Annotated in this window: 23 protein-coding genes and 1 other RNA gene; 12 read left to right on the top strand and 12 right to left on the bottom strand. The window is 62.3% G+C overall.

Annotation, left to right across the window (positions count from 1 at the left end):
* Positions 1 to 436: 436 nt before the first annotated feature.
* Positions 437 to 1,414, bottom strand: coding sequence for an NADPH:quinone oxidoreductase family protein (locus tag AC515T_RS27815; RefSeq protein ID WP_060740128.1), 978 nt, complete (start codon positions 1,412 to 1,414; stop codon positions 437 to 439).
* A 150-nt stretch (positions 1,415 to 1,564) separates the two neighbouring features.
* On the opposite strand from AC515T_RS27815, the gene AC515T_RS27810 reads away from it, so the two are divergent.
* Positions 1,565 to 1,972, top strand: a complete 408-nt coding sequence (locus tag AC515T_RS27810) for a flagellar basal body-associated protein FliL (RefSeq protein ID WP_305468789.1) — start codon at positions 1,565 to 1,567, stop codon at positions 1,970 to 1,972.
* 125 nt (positions 1,973 to 2,097) lie between these two features.
* Here AC515T_RS27810 and AC515T_RS27805 read toward each other — a convergent pair whose 3' ends face one another.
* A complete protein-coding gene (locus AC515T_RS27805) occupies positions 2,098 to 2,550 on the bottom strand; it encodes an EVE domain-containing protein (RefSeq protein ID WP_496530766.1) in 453 nt (150 codons plus the stop codon).
* 195 nt (positions 2,551 to 2,745) lie between these two features.
* Between AC515T_RS27805 and AC515T_RS27800 the strand changes: the two genes are divergently transcribed.
* Complete coding sequence (locus AC515T_RS27800) at positions 2,746 to 2,892, top strand: hypothetical protein (RefSeq protein ID WP_092203200.1); 147 nt, start codon at positions 2,746 to 2,748, stop codon at positions 2,890 to 2,892.
* 23 nt (positions 2,893 to 2,915) lie between these two features.
* Here AC515T_RS27800 and AC515T_RS27795 read toward each other — a convergent pair whose 3' ends face one another.
* From AC515T_RS27795 to AC515T_RS27780, 4 genes are all read right to left on the bottom strand, one after another.
* The gene (locus tag AC515T_RS27795; RefSeq protein ID WP_496530765.1) at positions 2,916 to 3,533 is read right to left on the bottom strand and encodes a 5-formyltetrahydrofolate cyclo-ligase; all 618 of its coding nucleotides are present in this window, start codon (positions 3,531 to 3,533) and stop codon (positions 2,916 to 2,918) included.
* Positions 3,534 to 3,650: 117 nt separating this feature from the next.
* A non-coding RNA gene (gene ssrS / locus AC515T_RS27790) (6S RNA) lies at positions 3,651 to 3,830 on the bottom strand.
* A 30-nt stretch (positions 3,831 to 3,860) separates the two neighbouring features.
* Positions 3,861 to 4,178 carry a cell division protein ZapA gene (locus AC515T_RS27785; RefSeq protein ID WP_053126417.1) on the bottom strand — a complete coding sequence of 106 codons (318 nt, stop codon included), beginning with the start codon at positions 4,176 to 4,178 and terminating at the stop codon, positions 3,861 to 3,863.
* Entirely contained in the window at positions 4,175 to 4,384 is a 210-nt protein-coding gene (locus AC515T_RS27780) for a TIGR02449 family protein (RefSeq protein ID WP_003177365.1), read from the bottom strand. Before AC515T_RS27780 ends, AC515T_RS27785 begins: the two co-directional genes overlap by 4 nt.
* Positions 4,385 to 4,514: 130 nt before the next feature.
* On the opposite strand from AC515T_RS27780, the gene AC515T_RS27775 reads away from it, so the two are divergent.
* The 8 genes from AC515T_RS27775 to gcvH all read left to right on the top strand — a co-directional run bounded on the left by AC515T_RS27775 (position 4,515) and on the right by gcvH (position 13,590).
* Positions 4,515 to 5,069, top strand: a complete 555-nt coding sequence (locus AC515T_RS27775) for a YecA/YgfB family protein (protein ID WP_060740134.1) — start codon at positions 4,515 to 4,517, stop codon at positions 5,067 to 5,069.
* 22 nt (positions 5,070 to 5,091) lie between these two features.
* Positions 5,092 to 6,426: a Xaa-Pro aminopeptidase gene (pepP, locus tag AC515T_RS27770; protein WP_496530764.1), complete on the top strand. Its 1,335-nt coding sequence runs from the start codon at positions 5,092 to 5,094 to the stop codon at positions 6,424 to 6,426.
* A complete protein-coding gene (ubiH, locus tag AC515T_RS27765; RefSeq protein ID WP_496530763.1) occupies positions 6,423 to 7,610 on the top strand; it encodes a 2-octaprenyl-6-methoxyphenyl hydroxylase in 1,188 nt (395 codons plus the stop codon). The genes pepP and ubiH overlap by 4 nt, the downstream gene beginning before the upstream one ends.
* Before the next feature lie 67 nt (positions 7,611 to 7,677).
* Positions 7,678 to 8,895, top strand: coding sequence for a 2-octaprenyl-3-methyl-6-methoxy-1,4-benzoquinol hydroxylase (locus AC515T_RS27760; RefSeq protein WP_496533201.1), 1,218 nt, complete (start codon positions 7,678 to 7,680; stop codon positions 8,893 to 8,895).
* 227 nt (positions 8,896 to 9,122) lie between these two features.
* Positions 9,123 to 10,127 carry an extracellular solute-binding protein gene (locus AC515T_RS27755; protein WP_496530762.1) on the top strand — a complete coding sequence of 335 codons (1,005 nt, stop codon included), beginning with the start codon at positions 9,123 to 9,125 and terminating at the stop codon, positions 10,125 to 10,127.
* Between the two features lie 173 nt (positions 10,128 to 10,300).
* Positions 10,301 to 11,917: an ABC transporter permease gene (locus AC515T_RS27750; RefSeq protein ID WP_496530761.1), complete on the top strand. Its 1,617-nt coding sequence runs from the start codon at positions 10,301 to 10,303 to the stop codon at positions 11,915 to 11,917.
* Positions 11,918 to 12,072: 155 nt separating this feature from the next.
* The gene (gcvT, locus tag AC515T_RS27745; protein ID WP_496530760.1) at positions 12,073 to 13,155 is read left to right on the top strand and encodes a glycine cleavage system aminomethyltransferase GcvT; all 1,083 of its coding nucleotides are present in this window, start codon (positions 12,073 to 12,075) and stop codon (positions 13,153 to 13,155) included.
* Positions 13,156 to 13,206: 51 nt separating this feature from the next.
* Complete coding sequence (gene gcvH, locus AC515T_RS27740) at positions 13,207 to 13,590, top strand: glycine cleavage system protein GcvH (protein ID WP_496530759.1); 384 nt, start codon at positions 13,207 to 13,209, stop codon at positions 13,588 to 13,590.
* Between the two features lie 179 nt (positions 13,591 to 13,769).
* Here gcvH and AC515T_RS27735 read toward each other — a convergent pair whose 3' ends face one another.
* From AC515T_RS27735 to AC515T_RS27715, 5 genes are all read right to left on the bottom strand, one after another.
* On the bottom strand, positions 13,770 to 14,090 hold the full coding sequence (locus AC515T_RS27735) for a DUF2388 domain-containing protein (protein WP_170846005.1): 321 nt from the start codon (positions 14,088 to 14,090) through the stop codon (positions 13,770 to 13,772).
* A gap of 65 nt (positions 14,091 to 14,155) precedes the next feature.
* Positions 14,156 to 14,605, bottom strand: a complete 450-nt coding sequence (locus tag AC515T_RS27730; RefSeq protein WP_496530758.1) for an NfeD family protein — start codon at positions 14,603 to 14,605, stop codon at positions 14,156 to 14,158.
* 9 nt (positions 14,606 to 14,614) lie between these two features.
* Positions 14,615 to 15,535, bottom strand: coding sequence for an SPFH domain-containing protein (locus AC515T_RS27725; RefSeq protein ID WP_496530757.1), 921 nt, complete (start codon positions 15,533 to 15,535; stop codon positions 14,615 to 14,617).
* 197 nt (positions 15,536 to 15,732) lie between these two features.
* The gene (gene tfpB / locus AC515T_RS27720) at positions 15,733 to 17,517 is read right to left on the bottom strand and encodes a type IV pilus assembly ATPase TfpB (protein ID WP_496530756.1); all 1,785 of its coding nucleotides are present in this window, start codon (positions 17,515 to 17,517) and stop codon (positions 15,733 to 15,735) included.
* 132 nt (positions 17,518 to 17,649) lie between these two features.
* The gene (locus tag AC515T_RS27715; protein WP_496530755.1) at positions 17,650 to 17,988 is read right to left on the bottom strand and encodes an ACT-like domain-containing protein; all 339 of its coding nucleotides are present in this window, start codon (positions 17,986 to 17,988) and stop codon (positions 17,650 to 17,652) included.
* Between the two features lie 126 nt (positions 17,989 to 18,114).
* Here AC515T_RS27715 and AC515T_RS27710 point away from each other — a divergent pair, with 126 nt between their 5' ends.
* Positions 18,115 to 18,585 carry an Lrp/AsnC family transcriptional regulator gene (locus AC515T_RS27710; protein WP_496530754.1) on the top strand — a complete coding sequence of 157 codons (471 nt, stop codon included), beginning with the start codon at positions 18,115 to 18,117 and terminating at the stop codon, positions 18,583 to 18,585.
* A gap of 152 nt (positions 18,586 to 18,737) precedes the next feature.
* On the opposite strand, the gene AC515T_RS27705 is transcribed toward AC515T_RS27710, so the two are convergent.
* Entirely contained in the window at positions 18,738 to 20,105 is a 1,368-nt protein-coding gene (locus AC515T_RS27705) for a CYTH domain-containing protein (protein ID WP_496530753.1), read from the bottom strand.
* A gap of 158 nt (positions 20,106 to 20,263) precedes the next feature.
* Here AC515T_RS27705 and argE point away from each other — a divergent pair, with 158 nt between their 5' ends.
* Entirely contained in the window at positions 20,264 to 21,421 is a 1,158-nt protein-coding gene (gene argE, locus AC515T_RS27700) for an acetylornithine deacetylase (protein WP_496530752.1), read from the top strand.
* Positions 21,422 to 21,490 lie beyond the last annotated feature (69 nt).

The raw sequence follows: 21,490 nt of genomic DNA, 5'->3' as shown, positions 1-21,490 counted from the left end.
TGCGAATGTTACAGTTTCGTTACCGAAAATAGCATTGCTCGTTGTCGCATAAACAGCGGAAATTTCGATTGGTCATGTTCTTAAGTGAACATGTCGCTCAGGCGTAAGCGAAGGGCGCCGTAGGAAATGTCTTCGCAAAGCCTTTTCATGCGCCGTATCGGTGAATACGGGCAAAGCAGAGGGAAGCATCCTTGGCCCAAATGGGAAGTCTCGCTATATGGCCCATGAGCCAGGGCCTTTACCCTTTCACGTTTCCGCCAGGTCTGGCAGTCAGGTGAGGGGTAAGGGCATGAGGTGATGTGGCTCGATCGTGCAGTGCTGCGGGAGCTTTCCTGCTGCACGGTATGTGCGGATGCTGCCTAAGGAGGTTCGCGAGTTGCTTTAGTGCGGGTCAATAGCGGTCCGGCGCTTGAAAGCCTGACCGCTTGGACGCCATTCAACGCACCTGCACAACCACCTTCCCCACCGCCTTGCGCTGCCCCAGGTCATTGATCGCCTGGGCGGCGTTGCTCAGCGGGTAAACCTGCGACACCAGCGGCTTGAGCTTGCCCTCGGCGAACCAGCCGAACAGTTGCTGGAAGTTGGCGGCATTGTCCTGGGGTTGGCGTTGGGCGAAGGAGCCCCAGAATACGCCGACCACGGCGGCACCCTTGAGCAGGGCCAGGTTCACCGGCAGTTCGGGGATGCGACCGCTGGCAAAGCCGACCACCAGCAGCCGGCCGTTCCAGGCGATGGCGCGGATGGCCTGGTCGAACAGGTCGCCACCCACCGGGTCGTAGATCACATCGGCGCCCTGGCCGTCGGTGAGGCGTTTGATTTCATCCTTCAGGCTGGTTTCGCTGTAGTTGATCAATTCATCGGCACCGGCCGCCTTGGCGACGGCGAGTTTCTCCGCGCTGCTGGCGGCGGCGATCACCCGAGCGCCCATGGCCTTGCCGATTTCCACGGCGGCCAAGCCAACGCCACCGGAGGCGCCGAGCACCAGCAGGGTTTCGCCGGGTTGCAGGTTGGCCCGTTGCTTGAGGGCGTGCATCGAGGTGCCATACGTCATGCTGAAGGCGGCGGCGGTGTTGAAGTCCATGGCCGCGGGAATCGGCAACACGTTATAGCCGGGGACCGCCACTTGTTCGGCAAAGCTGCCCCAGCCGGTCAGCGCCATCACCCGGTCGCCGACCTTCAAGTGGCTGACTTTCTCACCCACCTCGCTGACCACGCCCGCCGCTTCGCCGCCGGGGGAAAACGGGAAGGGGGGCTTGAATTGATATTTGCCCTCGATGATCAGCGTGTCAGGGAAATTCACCCCGGCGGCGTGCACGTCCAGCAGCACTTCGTTCTTCTTGGCGACGGGGCTGGCGACGTCTTCCAGCACCAGCGATTCGGCGGGGCCGAATTCTTTGCACAGCACGGCTTTCATCAGGGCTATTCCTTTGGGAGTGATGGCCGATAAGTGTAGGTGTGAGAGACAACGGGTCAACGAGCATGCCCCGCCCTGATAGCCGGCCATAAGCTTGTGCTTGAACGGTGGGTCGGTATGCTGGGCCGCAAACTGGATGAGGAATCAATTGTGAAAGCGTGGATCATGTTGATGCTGGCCCTGTCGTTGCCTGTGGCGGCGATGGCCGAAGAGGCCAAAGAAGGCGAGGCGCCGAAGGTCAGTTACATCACCCTTAGCCCGCCCTTTGTCGGCAATTATGGGCTCGACGGCACGGCGAAGCTGAAGGTCTACAAGGCCGACGTGGCCCTGCGTGTGACCGGCGACGCCGCCGCTGCGGCGGTCAAGGCCAACGAGCCGCTGATTCGTAACCAATTGGTGGCGTTGTTCGCCCAGCAGACCACCGAGGCGATGAACAACCTCGAAGCCAAGGAGAAGCTGCGCCAGGAAGCGTTGAAGCAGACCCAGCAGGTGATGAACGACGAGACCGGCAAGCCGATGGTGGATGATCTGTTGTTCAACAACCTGATCATTCAGTAAATCTAACGTCGTCTGGGACGGCCCTATCGCGAGCAAGCTCGCTCCCACAGGGGTTTAGTGATCGACGCAAAACCCCTGTGGGAGCGAGCTTGCTCGCGATAGCGGCCTATCGGACAGCGAATCGCTCAAGGTTTCAGCGCAACCACCGCCGCCCACTGCTCAGCCGTCACCGGCATCACTGAAAGCCGCGAGCCTTTCTGTACCAGCGGCATTTCCGCCAGGGCGCTCTGTTGCTTGAGGTAGTCGAGCTTCAGCACATGACGGAACGTCTCGACATGGGTCACGTCGATCGCGGTCCAGGGGTTTTTGTCCGGGCTGGCCTTGGGGTCGAAATAATGGCTGTCCGGGTCCAGGGCCGTAGGGTCGGGATAGGCCGCCCGGATGATTTTGCCGATCCCGGCGATGCCTGGCTCGGGGCAACTGGAGTGGTAGAAAAAGAACGTGTCACCCACCGCCATGGCCCGCAGGAAATTGCGCGCCTGATAGTTGCGAACGCCGTCCCAGCGTGCCTGGCCGAGCTTTTCCAAGCCCTGGATGGACAATTCGTCGGGCTCGGATTTCATCAGCCAATAGGCCATGCTTGCTACTCCTTGGCGGTGGTTTAAAAAATAGTTCAGCGATTTTATGACAAACCGACAGTCGGTTGACGCCAGAGTTTGCGTGTCGGGGCCGGTTGCCGCAAAATGCCGGCCTTCCAAGCTTGACGCTGCTGCACGGCCAATAAGAAAACCGCTGCTGTCATCGTGTGTGATATGCCTTGAGGGGGGCAATCGATGAAACGCAAACCGGATTTGTTGTGGATCTTGGTCATTCTGTTCGGTCTGGGTGTCGTGACCACGGGTTACGCCCAAAGCCTGTGGACCAACAAGACCGAGGCACCGATGGACATCACCCAACCCGCGCCATCGCTCAAACGCTGAACCCGCTTTCCTGGCGCCGCTGATTACCGCGGCGTCAACCCCGCGATATACCATTGCCTGTCGCTGACCGTTCCCTGCAGCGGCACGTCCCAGCTTGCCTGCGCCAATCGTTCGACCTTCTGGCATTCATGGGCCAGCCCCAACAGCGTTGGCTTGAGCCACTGCTTGCGTCGCGCCAGATACGCCAGGCTGCGGTCGTAAAAGCCGCCGCCCATGCCCAGCCGACCTCCCGCATCGTCAAACCCTACCAATGGCAACAACACCAGGTCCAACGTCCAGACCTTGCGTTGCCGAGCGATGTTCTTGCGTGGCTCGGGGATGCGAAACCGGTTGGGCTGCATTTTTTCGCCGGGGTGGATGCGCTGGAACACCATTTTGGTCTGCGGCCACGGGCTAAGCACCGGCAGATAAGTGGCCTTGCCCCGGCGCTGGGCCGCGCGCAGCAGCAGGCGAGGATCGATCTCGCCATCGTTGGGCAGGTACAGGGCGATGTGCTTCGCACGGCGAAACAGCGGGTGCTGGGCCAGTTGTTTGTACAGCCCGCGGGCGGCTTGCCGTTGCTGGGAGGGCGTCAGGGCGCGACGGGCCTGACGCAGCAGGCGTCGAAGTTGCGGGCGGGGCAGCAGCGCGGGTTCAGTCATGTCGAGGCTTCACGCAGTGGCGATGTCGCACAGCGTAACCGCAAAACAGGACGCTCAGAAATGCCAGCGCCCAGAAACGACAATGCCAGTCCGCATGGACTGGCATTGTCTGGACTCAGGCTCCCCGGATGAACCGCTGTCGGCTTAGCCCTTGAACCCGAAAGTTCAAGGTGGAAGTTGCAGGAGGCGTTAAGGCTTTCCGTCAAGCGGACATGCACACCGGCCCCAACGTGCAACTCCCGTGGTTGTGCGTATCGGCTCAGGGACATCACCAACTGGCAAGCACCCCAGGGAGTGAGGCGAGTATACCCCAGGCAGCCTCGCGAATCAGCCCTTGGCGACGTCTGGATCGGTGGCGAGCACCAGATCCACCCGATCGAGCAGGTCGCGCACCTGCTCACGGGTCGAGCCACTGACCTGGACGTCCGGCGTATCCTGGCGATGCAGCAGGTCGTGGGTGATGTTCAAGGCGGCCATCACGGCGATGCGGTCGGCGCCGATGACTTTGCCGCTGCTGCGGATCTCGCGCATCTTGCCGTCCAGGTAACGGGCGGCGCTCACCAGGTTGCTACGCTCTTCCTGGGGGCAGATGATCGAATATTCTTTGTCGAGGATCTGCACGGTAACGCTATTGCTTGAACTCATGAGTCTTGCTCCAGGGCCTTGAGGCGCGAAATCATCGATTCGACCTTACGCCGGGCGATTTCGTTTTTTTCAATGAGGTGCGCGCGTTCCTCGCGCCAGGTCTTTTCCTGAGCTAATAGGAGTCCGTTTTGGCTTTTAAGTTGCTCGACCCGGTCAATTAGCAGTTCGAGTCTGGCCATCAGCGCTTGCAGGTCGGTGTCTTCCATTGTGTCCACTGAAGAATGTGTCTGATGGAGGGATGTAGGTCGCACAGCCTCTGATAGTCTTGGCGAGTCTGTCGATGTAGGATACAAGGCCTCCATTCTAGACATAGCGCCGTCTGGCGCCTAGCTGCCCATGCCCATTCAGAATTCCCCGTATCAAGCATTCGCCACCCTGCTGAGCACCAGCGGTCACCCTGTCTCGCCTGCCGAATTGCATGGCCTGTTGCTCGGCCGCAGTTGCGCCGGCGCCGGTTTCGATGCCGACGGCTGGTTGGCCGACGCCGCCGAACTGCTGGAAGGCGAGCCGGCGGACAATGTCCGTAACGCACTGATCGGCCTGCAGGAAATGGTCAAGGGCGAGTTGACCAGCGATGACATGACCGTCGTCCTGCTGCTGCCCACTGACGACGCCCCCTTGGCCGAACGTGCCGCGGCGCTGGGCCAGTGGTGCCAGGGCTTCCTCGCCGGCTTCGGCCTGACCCGTCGCGAATACGCGCTGAGCGAAGAGGCCAAGGAAGTGTTGCAGGACTTGGCCGCGATCTCCCAGGTCCAGGATGCTCTGGAAGAGTCCGATGACGGCGAAAGCGACTACATGGAAGTGATGGAGTACCTGCGGGTCGCGCCATTGCTGCTGTTCACCGAGACCAAGAAAACCGATGCAGCGGCCCCCAAGCCGTCCTTGCATTAACTAGAGGGAACCCCGTCTGCCCATGATTCATATCCCGAAGTCGGAATACAGCCGTCGCCGCAAGGCCCTGATGGCGCAGATGGAACCCAACAGCATCGCAATCCTGCCCGCCGCCGCCGTTGCGATCCGCAACCGCGACGTCGAGCATGTCTACCGCCAGGACAGTGACTTCCAGTACCTCAGCGGCTTTCCCGAGCCGCAAGCGGTGCTGGTGCTGATGCCTGGCCGCGCCCATGGCGAATACATCCTCTTTTGTCGCGAGCGCAACGCCGAACGTGAGTTGTGGGACGGCCTGCGCGCCGGCCAGGAAGGGGCGATTCGTGACTACGGTGCCGACGACGCATTTCCCATCACCGACATCGACGACATCCTGCCGGGCCTGATCGAAGGCCGCGACCGGGTGTATTCGGCCATGGGCAGCAACGCTGAATTCGACCGGCACCTGATGGAGTGGATCAACGTGATTCGCTCCAAGGCCCACCTCGGCGCCCAACCGCCGAACGAATTCGTTGCCCTGGATCACTTGCTGCACGACATGCGTCTGTATAAATCGGCGGCGGAACTGAAAGTCATGCGCGAAGCGGCGCGAATCTCCGCCCAGGCGCACATCCGGGCGATGCAGGCGGCACGTCCGGGGTTGCATGAGTTCAGCCTGGAGGCCGAGCTCGATTATGAATTCCGCAAGGGCGGGGCGAAGATGCCGGCTTATGGCTCGATCGTCGCGGCGGGGCGCAACAGCTGCATCCTGCACTACCAGCAGAACGATGCGCTGCTCAAGGACGGCGATCTGGTGTTGATTGACGCCGGTTGTGAAATCGACTGCTACGCCAGCGACATCACCCGTACCTGGCCGGTCAGCGGCAAATTTTCGCCCGAGCAGAAGGCGATCTACGAAGTGGTGCTGGCCGCCCAGGAAGCCGCGTTTGCCCAGATCGCACCGGACAAACACTGGAACCAGGCCCACGAAGCGACGGTCCGGGTCATTACCGAAGGGTTGGTGCGCCTGGGGTTGCTGGAGGGTGAGGTGGACGAGTTGATCGCCAGCGAAGCCTACCGGGCGTTCTACATGCACCGCGCCGGCCATTGGCTGGGCATGGACGTGCATGATGTGGGCGAATACCGGGTCGGCGGCGAGTGGCGGGTCCTGGAAATCGGCATGACGCTGACGGTGGAACCGGGCATCTATATCAGCCCGAACAACCGCAGCGTCGCGAAAAAATGGCGCGGCATTGGCGTGCGCATCGAGGATGACGTGGTAGTGACCAAAACCGGTTGTGAAATCCTGAGCCGGGGCGTGCCGAAAACGGTCGCCGACATCGAGGCCCTGATGGCCGCCGCCCGGACGCAAGCGGCATGAGCCGGGTCAACCTGGCGATCATCGGCGGCGGCCTGGTCGGCGCGAGCCTGGCCCTGGCCCTGCAGGCCGGTGCCAAGGCCCGGGGCTGGAAGATCATGTTGATCGAGCCCTTCGCCCCCGGCGACGCCTGGCAGCCCAGCTACGATGCCCGGTCTTCGGCATTGTCCTACGGTGCCCGGCAGATTTATCAACGCTTGGGTGTCTGGCAGGAGATTTCCCGCCGCGCCGAGCCGATCAAGCAGATCCATGTGTCCGACCGCGGGCGGTTTTCCACGGCGCGGCTGTCGGCCATGGAAGAGGGCGTGCCGGCGCTGGGCTACGTGGTGGAGAACGCCTGGCTCGGCCAGTGCCTGTGGCAAGGCCTGGACCCGGAGGTGGTCAGTTGGCGCTGCCCGGCGCAGGTGACCCGCATGGAACCACTGGTCGGCGGTTATCGCCTGACCCTCGACGACGAAACCACCCTGGAGTGCGACCTTGCCGTTCTGGCCGATGGTGGTCGCTCCAGCCTGCGCGAGCAGTTGGGCATCGGCGTGCGCAGTCGCCCTTATGACCAGAGCGCCTTGATCGCCAACATCACCCCCAGCGAAGCCCACAATGGCATGGCCTTCGAACGTTTCACCGATGACGGCCCGATGGCCTTGTTGCCGCTGCCGGAGAATCGTTGCGCGCTGGTCTGGACTCGTCAGGGCATGGACGCGCAACGGCTGGCGGCCCTCGACGAGCGCAGCTTCCTCAGCGAGTTGCAGGGTGTGTTCGGTTATCGCCTGGGTACGCTGAAGCAGGTGGGTGTACGACACCTGTACCCGCTGGCGTTGGTGGAGGCCGAAGAGCAGGTCCGTCCGCACCTGGCGATCCTGGGCAATGCCGCCCATAGCCTGCACCCGATTGCCGGGCAGGGGTTCAACCTGTCCCTGCGCGATGCCCAGGCCCTGGCCGATGCCTTGCTCGACAGCGACAGCGAGCCGGGGGATTTTGCCGTGCTGCAAGCCTATCGCGAGAGCCAGCGCATGGACCAGGCCCTGACCGTGGGCTTCTCCGACCAGGTCACGCGGCTGTTCGGCAGCAGCCTGCCGTTGGTGTCCCTGGGCCGTAACCTCGGCTTGCTGGGCCTCGACCTGCTGCCGCCAGCCAAGCGCTGGTTCGCCCGCCAGGCCATGGGGCTGGGGACGCGTCCCGATGCTTGAGGCTGGGGTGGTCATTTCTTTTCATGGGCGGCTGATGTCGCCAGCAAAACAGGCTTAGAGCATGGAATTGCGTGCAGATCTGCTGATTGTCGGTGCCGGTATGGTCGGCAGCGCCTTGGCGCTGGCGTTGCAGGGCAGTGGCCTGCAAGTGTTGTTGCTCGACGGCAGCCCGATGAGCGTCAAGCCCTTCGATCCCCAGGCCGCTTTCGAGCCCCGGGTCAGTGCCTTGTCGACGGCCAGCCAGCGGATTCTCGATCGCCTGGGCGTCTGGGAGGGCATCACCACCCGACGTGCCAGCCCCTATACCGACATGCACGTCTGGGACGGCAGCGGCACCGGGCAGATCCATTTTTCCGCCACCAGCCTGCATGCCGAGACGCTTGGGCACATCGTTGAAAACCGGGTGGTGCAGGATGCCCTGCTGGATCGCCTGCATGACTGCGACCTGGGCCTGCTGGCCAACGCCCGTCTGGAGCAGATGCGTCGTTCCGGCGACGACTGGCTGCTGACCCTGGCCGATGGCCGCACCTTGCGCGCGCCCCTGGTCATTGCCGCCGACGGCGCTAATTCCGCTGTGCGTCGCCTGACCGGCGTGGCGACGCGCGAATGGGATTACCTGCACCACGCCATCGTCACCAGCGTGCGCAGCGCCCGGCCGCATCGAATGACGGCATGGCAGCGCTTCACCAACAACGGTCCGCTGGCGTTCCTGCCCCTTGAGCGTGACGGTCAGCACGACTGGTGCTCGATCGTCTGGTCCACCACTCCCGAAGAAGCGCAGCGCTTGATGGCGCTTGATGACAGCGAATTCTGCAACGAACTGGAGCGCGCTTTTGAAGGCCGGCTTGGCCCGGTGCTGAGCGCCGACCCGCGCCTGTGCGTGCCGCTGCGCCAGCGACATGCCAAGCGCTACGTGGCCGAAGGGCTGGCGCTGATCGGCGACGCGGCCCATACCATCCATCCGTTGGCCGGGCAGGGGGTGAACCTGGGCTTTCTCGACGCCGCCGTGCTGGCCGAAGTGCTGTTGCACGCGGCCGGGCGTGGCGAGCGGTTGGGGGACGTGAAGGTGTTGAGCCGCTACGAGCGGCGACGCATGCCCCACAACCTGGCGCTGATGGCGGCGATGGAGGGGTTCGAGCGGTTGTTCCAGGCCGATCCGCTGCCGGTGCGCTGGTTGCGTAACACCGGGCTGAAACTGGTGGACCGCCTGCCTGAGGCCAAGGCCTTGTTCGTGCGCGAGGCGCTGGGGTTGATTGGGGATTTGCCGGATCTGGCCAAGGCCTAGATTTTTGTCGGGACCCAAGGCCTCATCGCGGGCGAGCCGTGCTCCCACAGGTGTGCAATGTGGGACGAGCTTTTGTGGGAGCAAGGCTTGCCCGCGATTGCGGATGCAAAAACACAGCACATCTCATAGCTGCAACATTTGGAAATGTGTCTGGCAACTGTTCGATTGTGGTGCCAAATGTGAGTCCTTATCATTTGCGCTTCGCCCACCATCCAGAGACCGCTACCATGTTGGCAACCAAGCGCCTGCTGTCCGCCCTCGCCTTGACCCTGATCGGTACCACTGCCGCCCAGGCCGCCGACGAGGTGGTGGTCTACTCCTCGCGTATCGACGAGCTGATCAAGCCGGTCTTCGATGCCTACACCAAGAAAACCGGCGTGTCGGTGAAGTTCATCACCGACAAGGAAGCGCCGTTGATGCAGCGGATCAAGGCCGAAGGCGCAAACGCCACCGCCGACCTGCTGCTCACCGTCGATGCCGGTAACCTCTGGCAGGCCGAGCAGATGGGTATTCTCCAGCCGTTCACCTCCCCGGTGATCGATGCCAACATCCCATCCCAATACCGCGCTTCGTCCCACGCCTGGACCGGCTTGAGCCTGCGGGCACGGACCATTGTCTATTCCACCGAACGTGTTAAACCCAGCGAATTGACCACCTATGAAGCGCTGGCTGGCAAAGAGTGGGAAGGCCGCCTGTGCCTGCGGACCTCGAAAAAGGTCTACAACCAGTCCCTGACCGCCACGCTGATCGAAACCCACGGGGCGGAAAAAACCGAGGAAATCCTCAAGGGCTGGGTCAAGAACCTGTCCACCGACGTGTTCTCCGACGACACCGCATTGCTTGAAGCGATCAACGCTGGCCAGTGCGACGTCGGCATCGTCAACACCTACTACTATGGCCGTCTGCACCAGCAGAAGCCGGACCTGAAGGTCAAGCTGTTCTGGCCGAACCAGGCTGACCGCGGCGTGCACATCAACCTCTCGGGCATTGGCTTGACCAAGCATGCACCGCATCCGGAAGCCGCGAAGAAACTGGTGGAGTGGATGACCACGCCGGAAGCGCAGAACATTTTCGCCGACGTGAACCAGGAGTTCCCGGCCAACCCGAAAGTCGAACCGTCCAAGGAAGTGGCCGCCTGGGGCAAGTTCAAGGCCGATACCCTGCCGGTGGAAGTCGCGGGTAAACGCCAGGCCGAAGCCATTCGCATGATGGATCGCGCCGGCTGGAACTGAGACCAGTCCTGTTCAGTTCATTGATAACATGTGGCGAGGGAGCTCGCTCCCGCTGGAGGGCGAAGCCCTCCCAGAGTATTTGCGGGCCATGGTCCGGAACTTTGGGGCTACTTCGTAGCCCAGCGGGAGCAAGCCCCCTCGCCACATGACCGTTTGTTTAACGAGAGTATTCCTTGGCCCACCCCGCCCGACGCCGTTGGTACCCCCTGGTCTTCGCCATCGCCGCGCTGGTCCTGTTGCCCTTGAGTGTCTTGCTGTTGTCCTGGCAGAGCATCGACCAGCAGATATGGTCCCATTTGTGGGATACGCAGATGCCGCGCTTGTTGGGCAACACCCTCACGTTGATCCTGGGCGTCGGGGTCGGTGTGACCTTGTTGGGTGTCAGTCTCGCATGGCTCACCAGCCTGTGTGAGTTCCCGGGACGTCGCTGGCTCGATTGGGCATTGATGCTGCCGTTTGCGATTCCGGCCTATGTGTTGGCATTTGTCTTCGTTGGCCTGCTGGATTTTGCCGGCCCCGTGCAGACGCTGATGCGTGAATGGTTCGGCAGCGGCTTGCGCCTGCCCCGCGTCCGCTCCACCGGCGGGGTGATCCTGGTGCTCGTGCTGGTCTTTTACCCATACGTGTATCTGCTGGCGCGCAGTGCCTTCCTGGCCCAGGGCAAGGGCTTGATGGAAGCCGCCCGGGTGCTGGGGCAGTCGCCGTGGCAGGCGTTCTGGCGCGTGGCGCTACCGATGGCCCGGCCGGCCATCGGTGCGGGCGTGGCGCTGGCGCTGATGGAAACCCTGGCGGATTTCGGCGCGGTGTCGGTGTTCAACTTCGACACCTTCACTACCGCCATCTACAAGACCTGGTACGGCTTCTTCAGCCTCTCCAGCGCGGCCCAACTGGCCAGCCTGCTATTGCTGGCGGTGATGCTGGTGCTCTACGGCGAACGCCGGGCCCGCGGCGCCCACCGGGCCAGTAACGAGCGGCCCCGGGTCAAGGCGTTGTACACGTTGCGCGGCCTCAAGGCCGTGGCGGCCAGTGGCTGGTGCTTCCTGGTGTTTGCCTGCGCGTTTGTCATCCCGGTGCTGCAATTGGTGGTGTGGTTCTGGCAACGCGGTCGTTTCGACCTGGATGAGCGTTATGCCGGGCTGATCGTCCACACCCTCTACCTGGGCGGCCTGGCGGCGCTGGTCACCGTTTGTGTGGCCTTGTTGCTGGCCTTCGCCCGGCGGTTGGCGCCGACCCGGCCGATTCGTGCCGGTGTCGGCCTGGCGAACCTGGGCTATGCCTTGCCCGGTTCGGTGCTGGCGGTGTCGATCATGCTTGCGTTCAGCTATCTGGACCGTGAGCTGGTCATCCCGCTGTCGACCTGGCTCGGCGGTGCAGGCAAACCGTTGTTGCTGGGCAGCCTGTCGGCGCTGTTGCTGGCGTATCTGGTGCGTTTCCTGGCCGTGGCCTACGGCCCGTTGGAGAGCAGCCTGGCGCGAATTCGTCCGTCCTTGCCCGAAGCGGCACGCAGCCTTGGGGTCAGTGGGCCACGACTGTTTTTCAAAGTGTATCTGCCGTTGCTGCTGCCCGGCACCTTGAGCGCGGCGCTTCTGGTGTTCGTCGATGTGCTCAAGGAAATGCCCGCGACCCTGCTGATGCGCCCGTTCGGCTGGGATACGCTGGCGGTGCGGATCTTCGAGATGACCAGCGAAGGGGAATGGGCCCGGGCCGCGCTACCGGCGCTGACGTTGGTCTTGGTGGGGCTGTTGCCAGTCATCGGATTGATACGACGTTCGGCCCATCGAAACAGCTAGGTGTCAGTCCTACCTCATGCGGCTACAATGCGCGGCATTCGGTGCGGTCCGTCTGTCGGACCGGGCAACTGAGAACGTCAGAAAACTCCTTTTTTCAGACGTTCGCGCTACGCAGTGTCCGTCCGCACCTTCGCCAAGCCCGGAAGGAGAAACCCATGGGACAGCGTACGCCTCTGTATGACCTTCATCTCGCCCTTGGCGCGAAGATGGTCGATTTTGGCGGTTGGGATATGCCTTTGCATTACGGCTCGCAGGTCGAAGAACACCATCAGGTGCGTCGCGACTGCGGTGTGTTCGATGTATCCCACATGACCGTGATCGACGTCGCCGGCCCCCAGGCCAAGGACTGGCTCCAGCGCTTGCTGGCCAATGACGTCGACCGCTTGCAAGACACAGGCAGTGCCTTGTACAGCGCAATGCTCAATGAGCGTGGCGGCATCGTCGACGACATGATCATCTACCGTGTCGAGGACGGCTATCGGCTGGTCTTCAACGCCTCGACCCGTGATCAGGACCTGGCCTGGATGCAGGCACAGCTCGGTGACTACGACGCGCAACTGCATGAGCGCCCTGAACTGGCGATGCTGGCGATCCAGGGGCCCCATGCCCGGCAGAAGATTGCCGAGTTGGTCACCCAATCCCGTGGGCAAATCATCCAGCAACTCAAGCCTTTCGAAGGGCGCGCCGACGGCGAATGGTTCATCGCCCGGACCGGCTACACCGGCGAAGATGGCCTGGAAATCGTCCTGCCCGCCCAGGAGGCCCCGAGTTTCTTCAACGACCTGGTCGGCGCTGGCATTTCGCCCATCGGCCTCGGCGCCCGCGATACCTTGCGCCTGGAGGCCGGCATGAACCTCTACGGCCAGGATATCCACCAGGACGTTTCACCGCTGGCCTCGAACATGGCCTGGAGTATCGCCTGGGAACCGGCGAGCCGTCAGTTCATCGGGCGCAGTGCGCTGGAAGCCGAGCTTGCCAGCGGTGTGCAGCACAAACTGGTCGGGTTGGTGCTGGAAGAACGGGGTGTTTTGCGCGCCCATCAAGTGGTTCGCATCGCCAATGTTGGCGAAGGGGAGATCACCAGTGGTAGTTTTTCTCCTACGCTTAGCAAGTCGATCGCCCTGGCACGTGTTCCGATGGCTACGGCTGACCGGGCCGAGGTGGAAATTCGTGGTAAGTGGTACCCGGTACGGGTGGTCAAACCGACCTTCGTCCGCCATGGCAAAACCCTGATCTAACCTTTTGCGGCGGGCCGCTGGCCGCTGACACTTCTCTTGAGGACACAGAATATGAGTGATATCCCTGCCGAACTGCGTTTTGCCGAAAGCCATGAGTGGGCCCGCCTGGAGGCTGACGGTACCGTCACCGTGGGCATCAGCGATCATGCGCAGGAAGCCTTGGGCGATGTGGTGTTTGTCGAGCTGACTGAAGTCGGTAAGGTCTTTGGCGCTGGTGATCAGGCCGGTGTGGTTGAGTCGGTCAAGGCCGCTTCCGACATCTATTCCCCGATTGCAGGTGAAGTGATTGCGGTCAACGAAGAGTTGGGCGGTTCGCCGGAGCTGCTGAATTCCGATCCGTACGGCGCGTGGATCTTCAAGCTCAAGCCGAGCGACAAGGCAGACCTGGACAAGTTGCTCGACGCGGCCGGCTATAAGTCCGCTATCGGCGAATAACCCGGATCTAATGTGGGAGCGGGCTTGCTCGCGAAAGCGGTGTGTCAGGTTCAGTATTGTTGACTGATACGCCGCTTTCGCGAGCAAGCCCGCTCCCACAGGATATTGGGGACAGCCTTGGGATGTTCACCGGGCAAAAAAATGCCGCTCATCGAGCGGCATTTTTTATTGGCCGGGTATCAATCCTGGGCGACGGCGTTTTTCGCCAGGATCGCGTTGGCCAGTTCCATGTCGGTGGCTTGCAGGCCTGGATTGTCGGCACGTACTTTCTGCATCGCCGCTTCCAGGTAAGGGCCACGGATACCGCCATCGCTGGCGACGAAGCTGCCGGCATCGTCCTGGGCGGCGACGATCAGTTTGTGATCCTTGAAGGTCAGGTAGGTGGAACCGGTGGTCGCACCGGACGAGATGACGTTACGCCAAAACGTGTCGGCCATTGCCGAGCCAACAGGAAGAGACAGCAAGGCTAGGGTAGCGACAGCAAGTTTGAGACGCATGATAGGTGACTCCACTGGGTTAACTATGACGTTGGATTACCGGCGTCTCGATTCAGTTCCATGACGTGTCAGTCAGCCCGTTCCACCTGCAGCACCGCGCCTTCCTGCGCCACCACCCTGACCCGCGTGCCAACGGACGACTCGGGCCCCTTGGCCAGCCAGACACTGTCGGCCACCTTGATCTTGCCGCGGCCATCGACGATCGCTTCATGGACCAGGAAGACTTTGCCGATCAGTTCCTGTCCACGCAGGTTCAGGTGCGGCTGATCGCTTTGGCGCACGGCGCTGCGCTGGCGTTGCCACCAGTACAGTGCCGTGGCGATGGCGAACAGGCCGAACAACAGGAACTGCAGCTCCCACGGCATCTGCGGCAGGATGAACGTGAGCACGCCGACTGCCGCGGCGGCCATGCCGATCCACAGCAAGTAACCCCCGGCGCCGAACACTTCAAGGATCAGCAGGATGACGCCCAGCGCCAGCCAGTCCCAGTACGACATGTTTTGCAGGAACCCCCACATACGCGCGCCTCAGGCTTTCTTGCTGTCGAAGGTGGCCTTGACGATCTCGCCGATGCCACCGACCGCACCGATGACCTGGCTGGCTTCCAGCGGCATCAGGATCACCTTGCTGTTGTTGGCCGACGCCAGTTTGCCCAATGCATCGATGTACTTCTGGGCGACGAAGTAGTTCACGGCCTGGACGTTACCGTCGGCAATGGCCTGGGACACCACCTGCGTGGCGAGTGCTTCGGCTTGCGCCTGGCGCTCGCGCGCCTCGGACTCCAGGAACGCCGCCTGGCGGCTGCCCTCGGCCTCGAGGATCTGCGCCTGCTTCTTGCCTTCGGCGGTGAGAATCGCCGACGCTCGCAGGCCCTCGGCTTCGAGGATCTGGGCACGCTTGATACGTTCGGCTTTCATTTGCCCCGACATGGCGGCCATCAGGTCGGCCGGCGGGCTGATGTCCTTGATCTCGATCCGGGTGATCTTGATGCCCCACGGTGCCGTGGCTTCATCGACGGTACGCAGCAATTTTTCGTTGATGCCGTCGCGCTGGCTCAGCATCGCGTCCAGCTCCATGGACCCCAGCACGGTGCGGATATTGGTTTGCAGCAGGTTGCGGATAGCGTGTTCGAGGTTGTTGACCTCGTAGGCCGCCTGGGCCGTATTGACCACCTGGAAGAAGCACACGGCGTCGATCTGTACCGTGGCGTTGTCGGCGGTAATCACTTCCTGGGGCGGGATGTCCAGTACGCTTTCCATGACATTGATCTTGCGCCCGATGCGATCCATCACCGGGATGATGATGTTCAGGCCGGGCTTGAGGGTATTGGTGTAGCGGCCGAACCGCTCGACAGTCCATTGGTAGCCCTGGGGCACGACCTTGAAACCCATGAAGAGAATGGCGACCACGAGGGCGATAAAAAGTAAAAGTACGCTACCGATCTGCATGACGGTTCCCTGTGCGAATTGAGATGGACCTGCGAGCCCTGAGTGTAGGGCAAGCGGCCATTATCTTCGCTATGTGGGAGCAAAGCTTGCTCGCGATGCAGGCGCCTTGCTTCCGAGGGAGACCGCGTTATCTTCATCGCGGGCAAGCCTTGCTCCCACAGCGGGGATAAATCCCCTCGCCACAGGTGCTGCCACAACTACTTTTGCTCGCTCTGAGGCGTAACCCGCAGCACTTCCTCGACCGTGGTCAAGCCCGCCGCCACCTTTTGTGCCCCGGATAGCCGCAGGCTGCGCATGCCTTCCTTGAAGGCCTGGCGGCGCACCGCCAGCAGGTCGGTGTCGGGGTGGATCAAGGCCTTGACGCTGTCGGTCAGTTGCATGATTTCGTAGACGCCGGCGCGGCCTCGGTAACCGGTGTCGCGGCATTCCAGGCAACCGACGGCCTGTTGGGCGTTGCTCGGCAACGGTGCCTGCCAGGGCCGGGTCAGGGTCTGCCAGTCGTCTTCGTCGAGGGTCAGGGGCGCCTTGCACTGCGGGCACAGGGTGCGCACCAGCCGCTGGGCCATGACCCCGAGCACGGTGGCCTTGATCAGGTAATGGGGCACCCCCAGCTCCAGCAAACGGCTGATGGCGCTCGGCGCGTCGTTGGTGTGCAGGGTCGACAGGACCAGGTGCCCGGTGAGCGCCGCCTGGATCGCCATTTCAGCGGTTTCCAGGTCACGGATCTCACCGATCATGATGATGTCCGGGTCTTGCCGCATCAGCGCCCGTACCCCGGCGGCGAAGGTCAGGTCGATGTTGTGCTGGACCTGCATCTGGTTGAAGGACGCCTCGACCATTTCAATCGGGTCCTCGATGGTGCAGAGGTTCACTTCCGGCGTCGCCAGTTTCTTGAGGGTGGTGTAGAGGGTGGTGGTCTTGCCGGAACCGGTGGGCCCGGTTACCAGGATGATGCCGTTGGGCTGGCGGGTCATGTCCTGCCAGCGGCGCAGGTCGTCGGCGGAGAAGCCGAGCTGGTCGAAGTCCTTGAGCAGCACTTCCGGGTCGAAGATCCGCATGACCATCTTTTCGCCGAACGCCGTGGGCAAGGTCGACAGGCGCAATTCCACTTCACCGCCGTCCGGGGTCTTGGTCTTGACCCGGCCGTCCTGGGGTTTGCGTTTTTCCGCGACGTTCATCCGCCCCAGGCTCTTGAGGCGGCTGACGATCGCCATCGTCACCTGCGGCGGGAACTGATAGACGGTGTGCAGCACCCCGTCGATGCGAAAGCGCACGGTGCCCTGCTCGCGGCGCGGTTCGATGTGGATATCGCTGGCGCGCTGTTGGAAGGCGTATTGGAACAGCCAGTCGACGATGTTGACGATGTGGGCGTCGTTGGCGTCCGGTTCCTGGTCGCTGGCCCCCAGGTTGAGCAATTGTTCGAAATTGCTCAGGTTGCTCGGTTGCTGATCGACCGTGGTGGCGCCGCTGACCGATTTGGCCAGGCGATAGAACTCCACGCTCAGGCGTTGGATATCCACCGGGTTGGCGACCACCCGCTTGATCGGCAGCTTGAGTACGTGGGTCAGGTCGGCTTCCCAACTGCTGACGTAGGGTTGTGCGCTGGCAACGGTGACGGCGTCACGATCGACCGCTACCGCAAGGATCTTGTGGCGCTGGGCAAAGGCATAGGACATCAAGGGCGTCACGGCCGCCACGTTGATTTTCAGCGGGTCGATGCGCATATAGGGTTGGCCGGCCTGCTGGGACAACCACAGGGTCAGGTTCTCCAGGTCCAGGCGCTTGCCGGGTCGACTGAGGTCGTCCAGGTGCTGGTTGGCAATGAACTCCAGCGGATGCAGCTGGCTATTGGCGCTGTGGCGCCGGCGGGCGTTGAGCGCGGTTTCGGCTGAATCCTGGCTGATGAAGCCTTGGGCGACCAGTTGACGCAGCAGATCATTGAGGTCCAGCCAGCGGTCCTGAGTGGCGTGTTTGGTGGACATGCGGGTTCCTATTGGACAATTGCAGCAAAGCCGCGATACAGACGCTTCGGTCTGCAAAAGAATAGTCCCGACCCCGTGGTCCGTTGGGCCACTACCCGACCAATGCGTTACCAAGTCTTGCCCGTGGGGGGCTCAACCGACCGCCTGAGTCGGCTCAACCCTCGTAAATTCGGCGCTTTGCAGGTCCACCGAGCACATGCCGATCAGGTTACGCAATTTTTCAGCAATCACCTGGGCTCGGTGCCAACTCAGCCCGTCCAGGCCGATGTCCAGCGACAGCAGATCGTCGAGGCGCTCGACGCGCACGTGCTGTGGCGTCAGGCCTTGCAAGGCAAACAGGTTCAACGCCCGGCACAGCAGGTCCGGCTCGGCCTCGGCCAGCATCTGGTACTGCACCCGACAATGGGCATTGGCGGCGTGCCAGACGTCGGCGCGGGTCGGGGCTGTGGCAACGGCTTCGAGTGGGGGCATGGGTAGTCTCCTGGAGTTCGGGAGGAATATTTACATGCGTAGCGGGGTATTTCTTATCTAAGATGGGTGGATCTGGCGATATTTCGAATCGCTTGATTCTCCATATAATTCATTTTGGGTTTATTTATGCAAAGCGATCTGGATAGCTACGACCGCCGAATACTGGCGCTGCTGCAAGAGGATGCCTCGCTGTCCAGCGCACAGATCGCCGAACAGGTCGGCTTGTCCCAATCGCCGTGCTGGCGGCGGATTCAGCGGATGAAGGAGGAGGGCATCATTCGCGGTCAAGTGACATTGCTGGATCGCAAGAAAATCGGCCTCAATACGCAGATCTTCGCCGAAATCAAACTCAACGCCCACGGCCGTTCGAACTTCACCGAATTCACCGAGGCGATTCGCGGCTTCCCCGAAGTGCTGGAGTGTTATGTGCTGATGGGGTCGGTGGATTTTCTGCTGCGCATCGTCACGGCGGACATCGAGGCGTATGAGCGATTCTTTTTCGAAAAGCTGTCGATGGTGCCGGGGATCCAGGAAGTGAACTCGATCGTGGCGCTGTCGGAGATCAAGTCGACGACGAGTTTGCCGGTGGTGCGATAGCTGGATCTGAGGTGAATGTGCCGGCCCCTTCGCGAGCAAGCCCGCTCCCACACTAGATCTCTACCGTACACACATTTTGTGTTCGCTGAAGATCCAGTGTGGGAGCGGGCTTGCTCGCGAAAGCGATATTCCCGACGCCGAAGATATCTCGGTTACAGGCGCAGCAAAGTCTTCCAAGCCCGATTCTGATACACCGCAATCGCCTGTTGCTTGCGCGCATCCAGCGTTTCATCGGTGATCGGTTGGTTGGCCAGTTGCGCCAGCTTGTTCAGCTCACCGTAAAGGCGATCCATTTCCGGGATCTCCAGTACATGACGGGCGTGGTGCAGCCAGGCCTGGATGCGTTCGATACGCGGCAGTTGCTCGGCGAGGTCTTCCGGCTGCTGCTGATAGCGTTGCAATTGCAGGGACGAGGACTCTTCGCCCAGCAGACGCGGCAGCCAACTGCCCAGTTGCGCCGCGCCCTGGCGATTGCCACGGGTGTTGCGCTCGGCGGCCCAGCTGCGCGCCAGCAACCAGCGTGAAGTGTTGAGGGAAAACAGGCCCCAGCGCGGGTCTTGCAGCTCTTCAAGGAACTGTTCCGGCGCGGCCTTGCGCACGTCTTCGTCATCCAGGCCGGCCTGGACCAGCGGGCGCCAGTCTTCCAGCAATGCGTCCAGGGCCAGGCGCAAATCGTGGGTCGATTGGCGTGGCGCGGCCTGGCCGAGGCTGCTGAGCAGGGCGCGCAGTTCGGCGAGGTTTTCCACCCAGTCCTGCAGCAGGCGCCAGTGGCCGTTGAAACGGTATTGCTCGGCCAGGCGCTGGCTGCTGCCGAGCAAATGCCAGCTCAGCGCGGCGAAGGCGTCATCCAGCGGCGTTTCGGCGGTCAGTTGCGGGGCCGGCAGGCTCAAGGCATAGCTGCTCGCGTCATGCAGACGATAGCCTCGCTCGGCCTTGCTGATGTCGCAGGGCATCAAGGGCAGGGTCGCGGCCAGCTCGGCGGCCAGTTCCAGCAGGGCAGCGGGCTCGCCTTCGCGCAGTTCCAGCTCCAGCTCGCAGATTTCTTCCTTCTGCTTGCCCACCACGACGTGGCCCAGGTCCAGGGCGGCTTCGATGACCACCTTGCTTTTGCCACGGCCCCAAGCGATTTCAGCGCGTTCGCGGACGAAATCGGTGGTGAAGATGGCCTTGAGGGTTTTCTTGTCCAGTTCGGCCAGGGCCTCGGGCCAGCATTCGCCGTCGAGCTTCTTCAGATCAAGCTTGGCCTTGGGCAGGTGCCAGTCGTATTCGTTGCGCTCGGACAGGCCGGCGACGCTCTGGCCGCGGGTCTTGAGGGTCTGGATCACCTCTTCGCCGTCGCGCCGCAGGCGCAGGGCGACCTTGGCCCGGGCCAGGTCACGCTCTGGTGTGTCGAAATACTGGTTCATCAATTCATGGCGTTCCCAGCCACTCTTGTTGCGTTTTTTCAGCAGCGGATGCTCGCGCAAGGCTGCCAGGGTCTCGCGGCTGACGCGGAGTTTGATTTCGGTTTCTTTCTGCATGGCCGGAAAATCCAGGGATCGGGTGCGCAGCCGGGGGAAGGTGTGGCTGCCAAGGTCGTGCAGTGTACAGGACTCGTCAGGAGTACGCGCCGCGACGGTTTATTCCTGGGTCCGGATGGTTCTATGATGAACGTCAATCTGTAAGCCCGGAGTCAGCGATGCCTTTGCCGTCCATGAAAGATCAATTCGCTGCCCTGATCGCCACGCCTTCGGTCAGTTGTACCCAACCTGGGCTCGACCAGTCCAACAGTGCCGTGATCGAGCTGCTGGCAGGCTGGCTCACTGAGCTGGGGTTCTCCTGTGATATCCAGCAGGTCAGCCCTGGCAAATTCAACCTGCTGGCCAGTTTTGGCAGCGGTCCCGGCGGCCTGGTGCTGGCGGGCCACAGCGACACGGTACCGTTCGACGGCGCGTTGTGGCAGACCGATCCGTTGAAGCTCACCGAGGTCGATGGCCGTTGGGTGGGGCTGGGCAGTTGCGACATGAAGGGGTTTTTCGCCCTGGCCATCGAAGCGGTCAAGCCGCTGCTGGACCAACCGTTCAAGCAACCGCTGCTGATCCTCGCGACCTGTGACGAAGAAAGCTCCATGTCCGGCGCCCGAGCCCTGGCCGATGCCGGCCGACCGCTGGGGCGGGCGGCGGTGATCGGCGAACCGACCGGCCTGCGGCCGATTCGCCTGCACAAAGGCGTGATGATGGAGCGCATCGACATTCTCGGGCGCAGCGGCCATTCGTCCGATCCGCGCCTGGGCCACAGCGCGCTGGAAGCCATGCACGATGCCATGGGTGAATTGCGCGGCCTGCGCCTGCAATGGCAGCGTGAGTTCCGTAATCCGCAGTTCAGCGTGCCACAACCGACCCTGAATTTCGGCTGCATCCATGGTGGCGATAATCCCAACCGGATCTGCGGCCAATGCTCCATGGAATTCGACCTGCGCCCGTTACCGGGCATGGACCCGCACATGCTGCGGGCGGCGATCCGGCAGAAGCTCGAGCCGATTGCCGAGCGACACCAGGTCAAGATCGACTATGCGCCGCTGTTCCCCGAAGTGCCGCCGTTCGAGCAGGCCGAGGACGCCGAGTTGGTCCGCGTGGCCGAACGACTGACCGGCTATCGCGCCGAAGCAGTGGCGTTCGGCACCGAAGCGCCTTATCTTCAGCGCCTTGGCTGCGAAACCCTGGTGCTCGGGCCCGGCGATATCGCCTGTGCCCACCAACCGGGCGAGTACCTTGAAATGTCACGTTTGCAACCTACCGTACAGCTGTTGCGGCAGTTGATCGGCCATTACTGCCTGACGCCGGCCACGGCCGGTTAAATTGCGCCCTTGCGGGCCCGTATTCATCACATGAGGAGAGCGCGCGTGTCGCCAAGCCTGTTCCGACGA

Source organism: Pseudomonas sp. FSO-7, from assembly GCF_059579345.1.
Note: the sequence above shows the minus strand (reverse complement) of the source record. Positions and strands in the feature narration are given on the sequence as shown.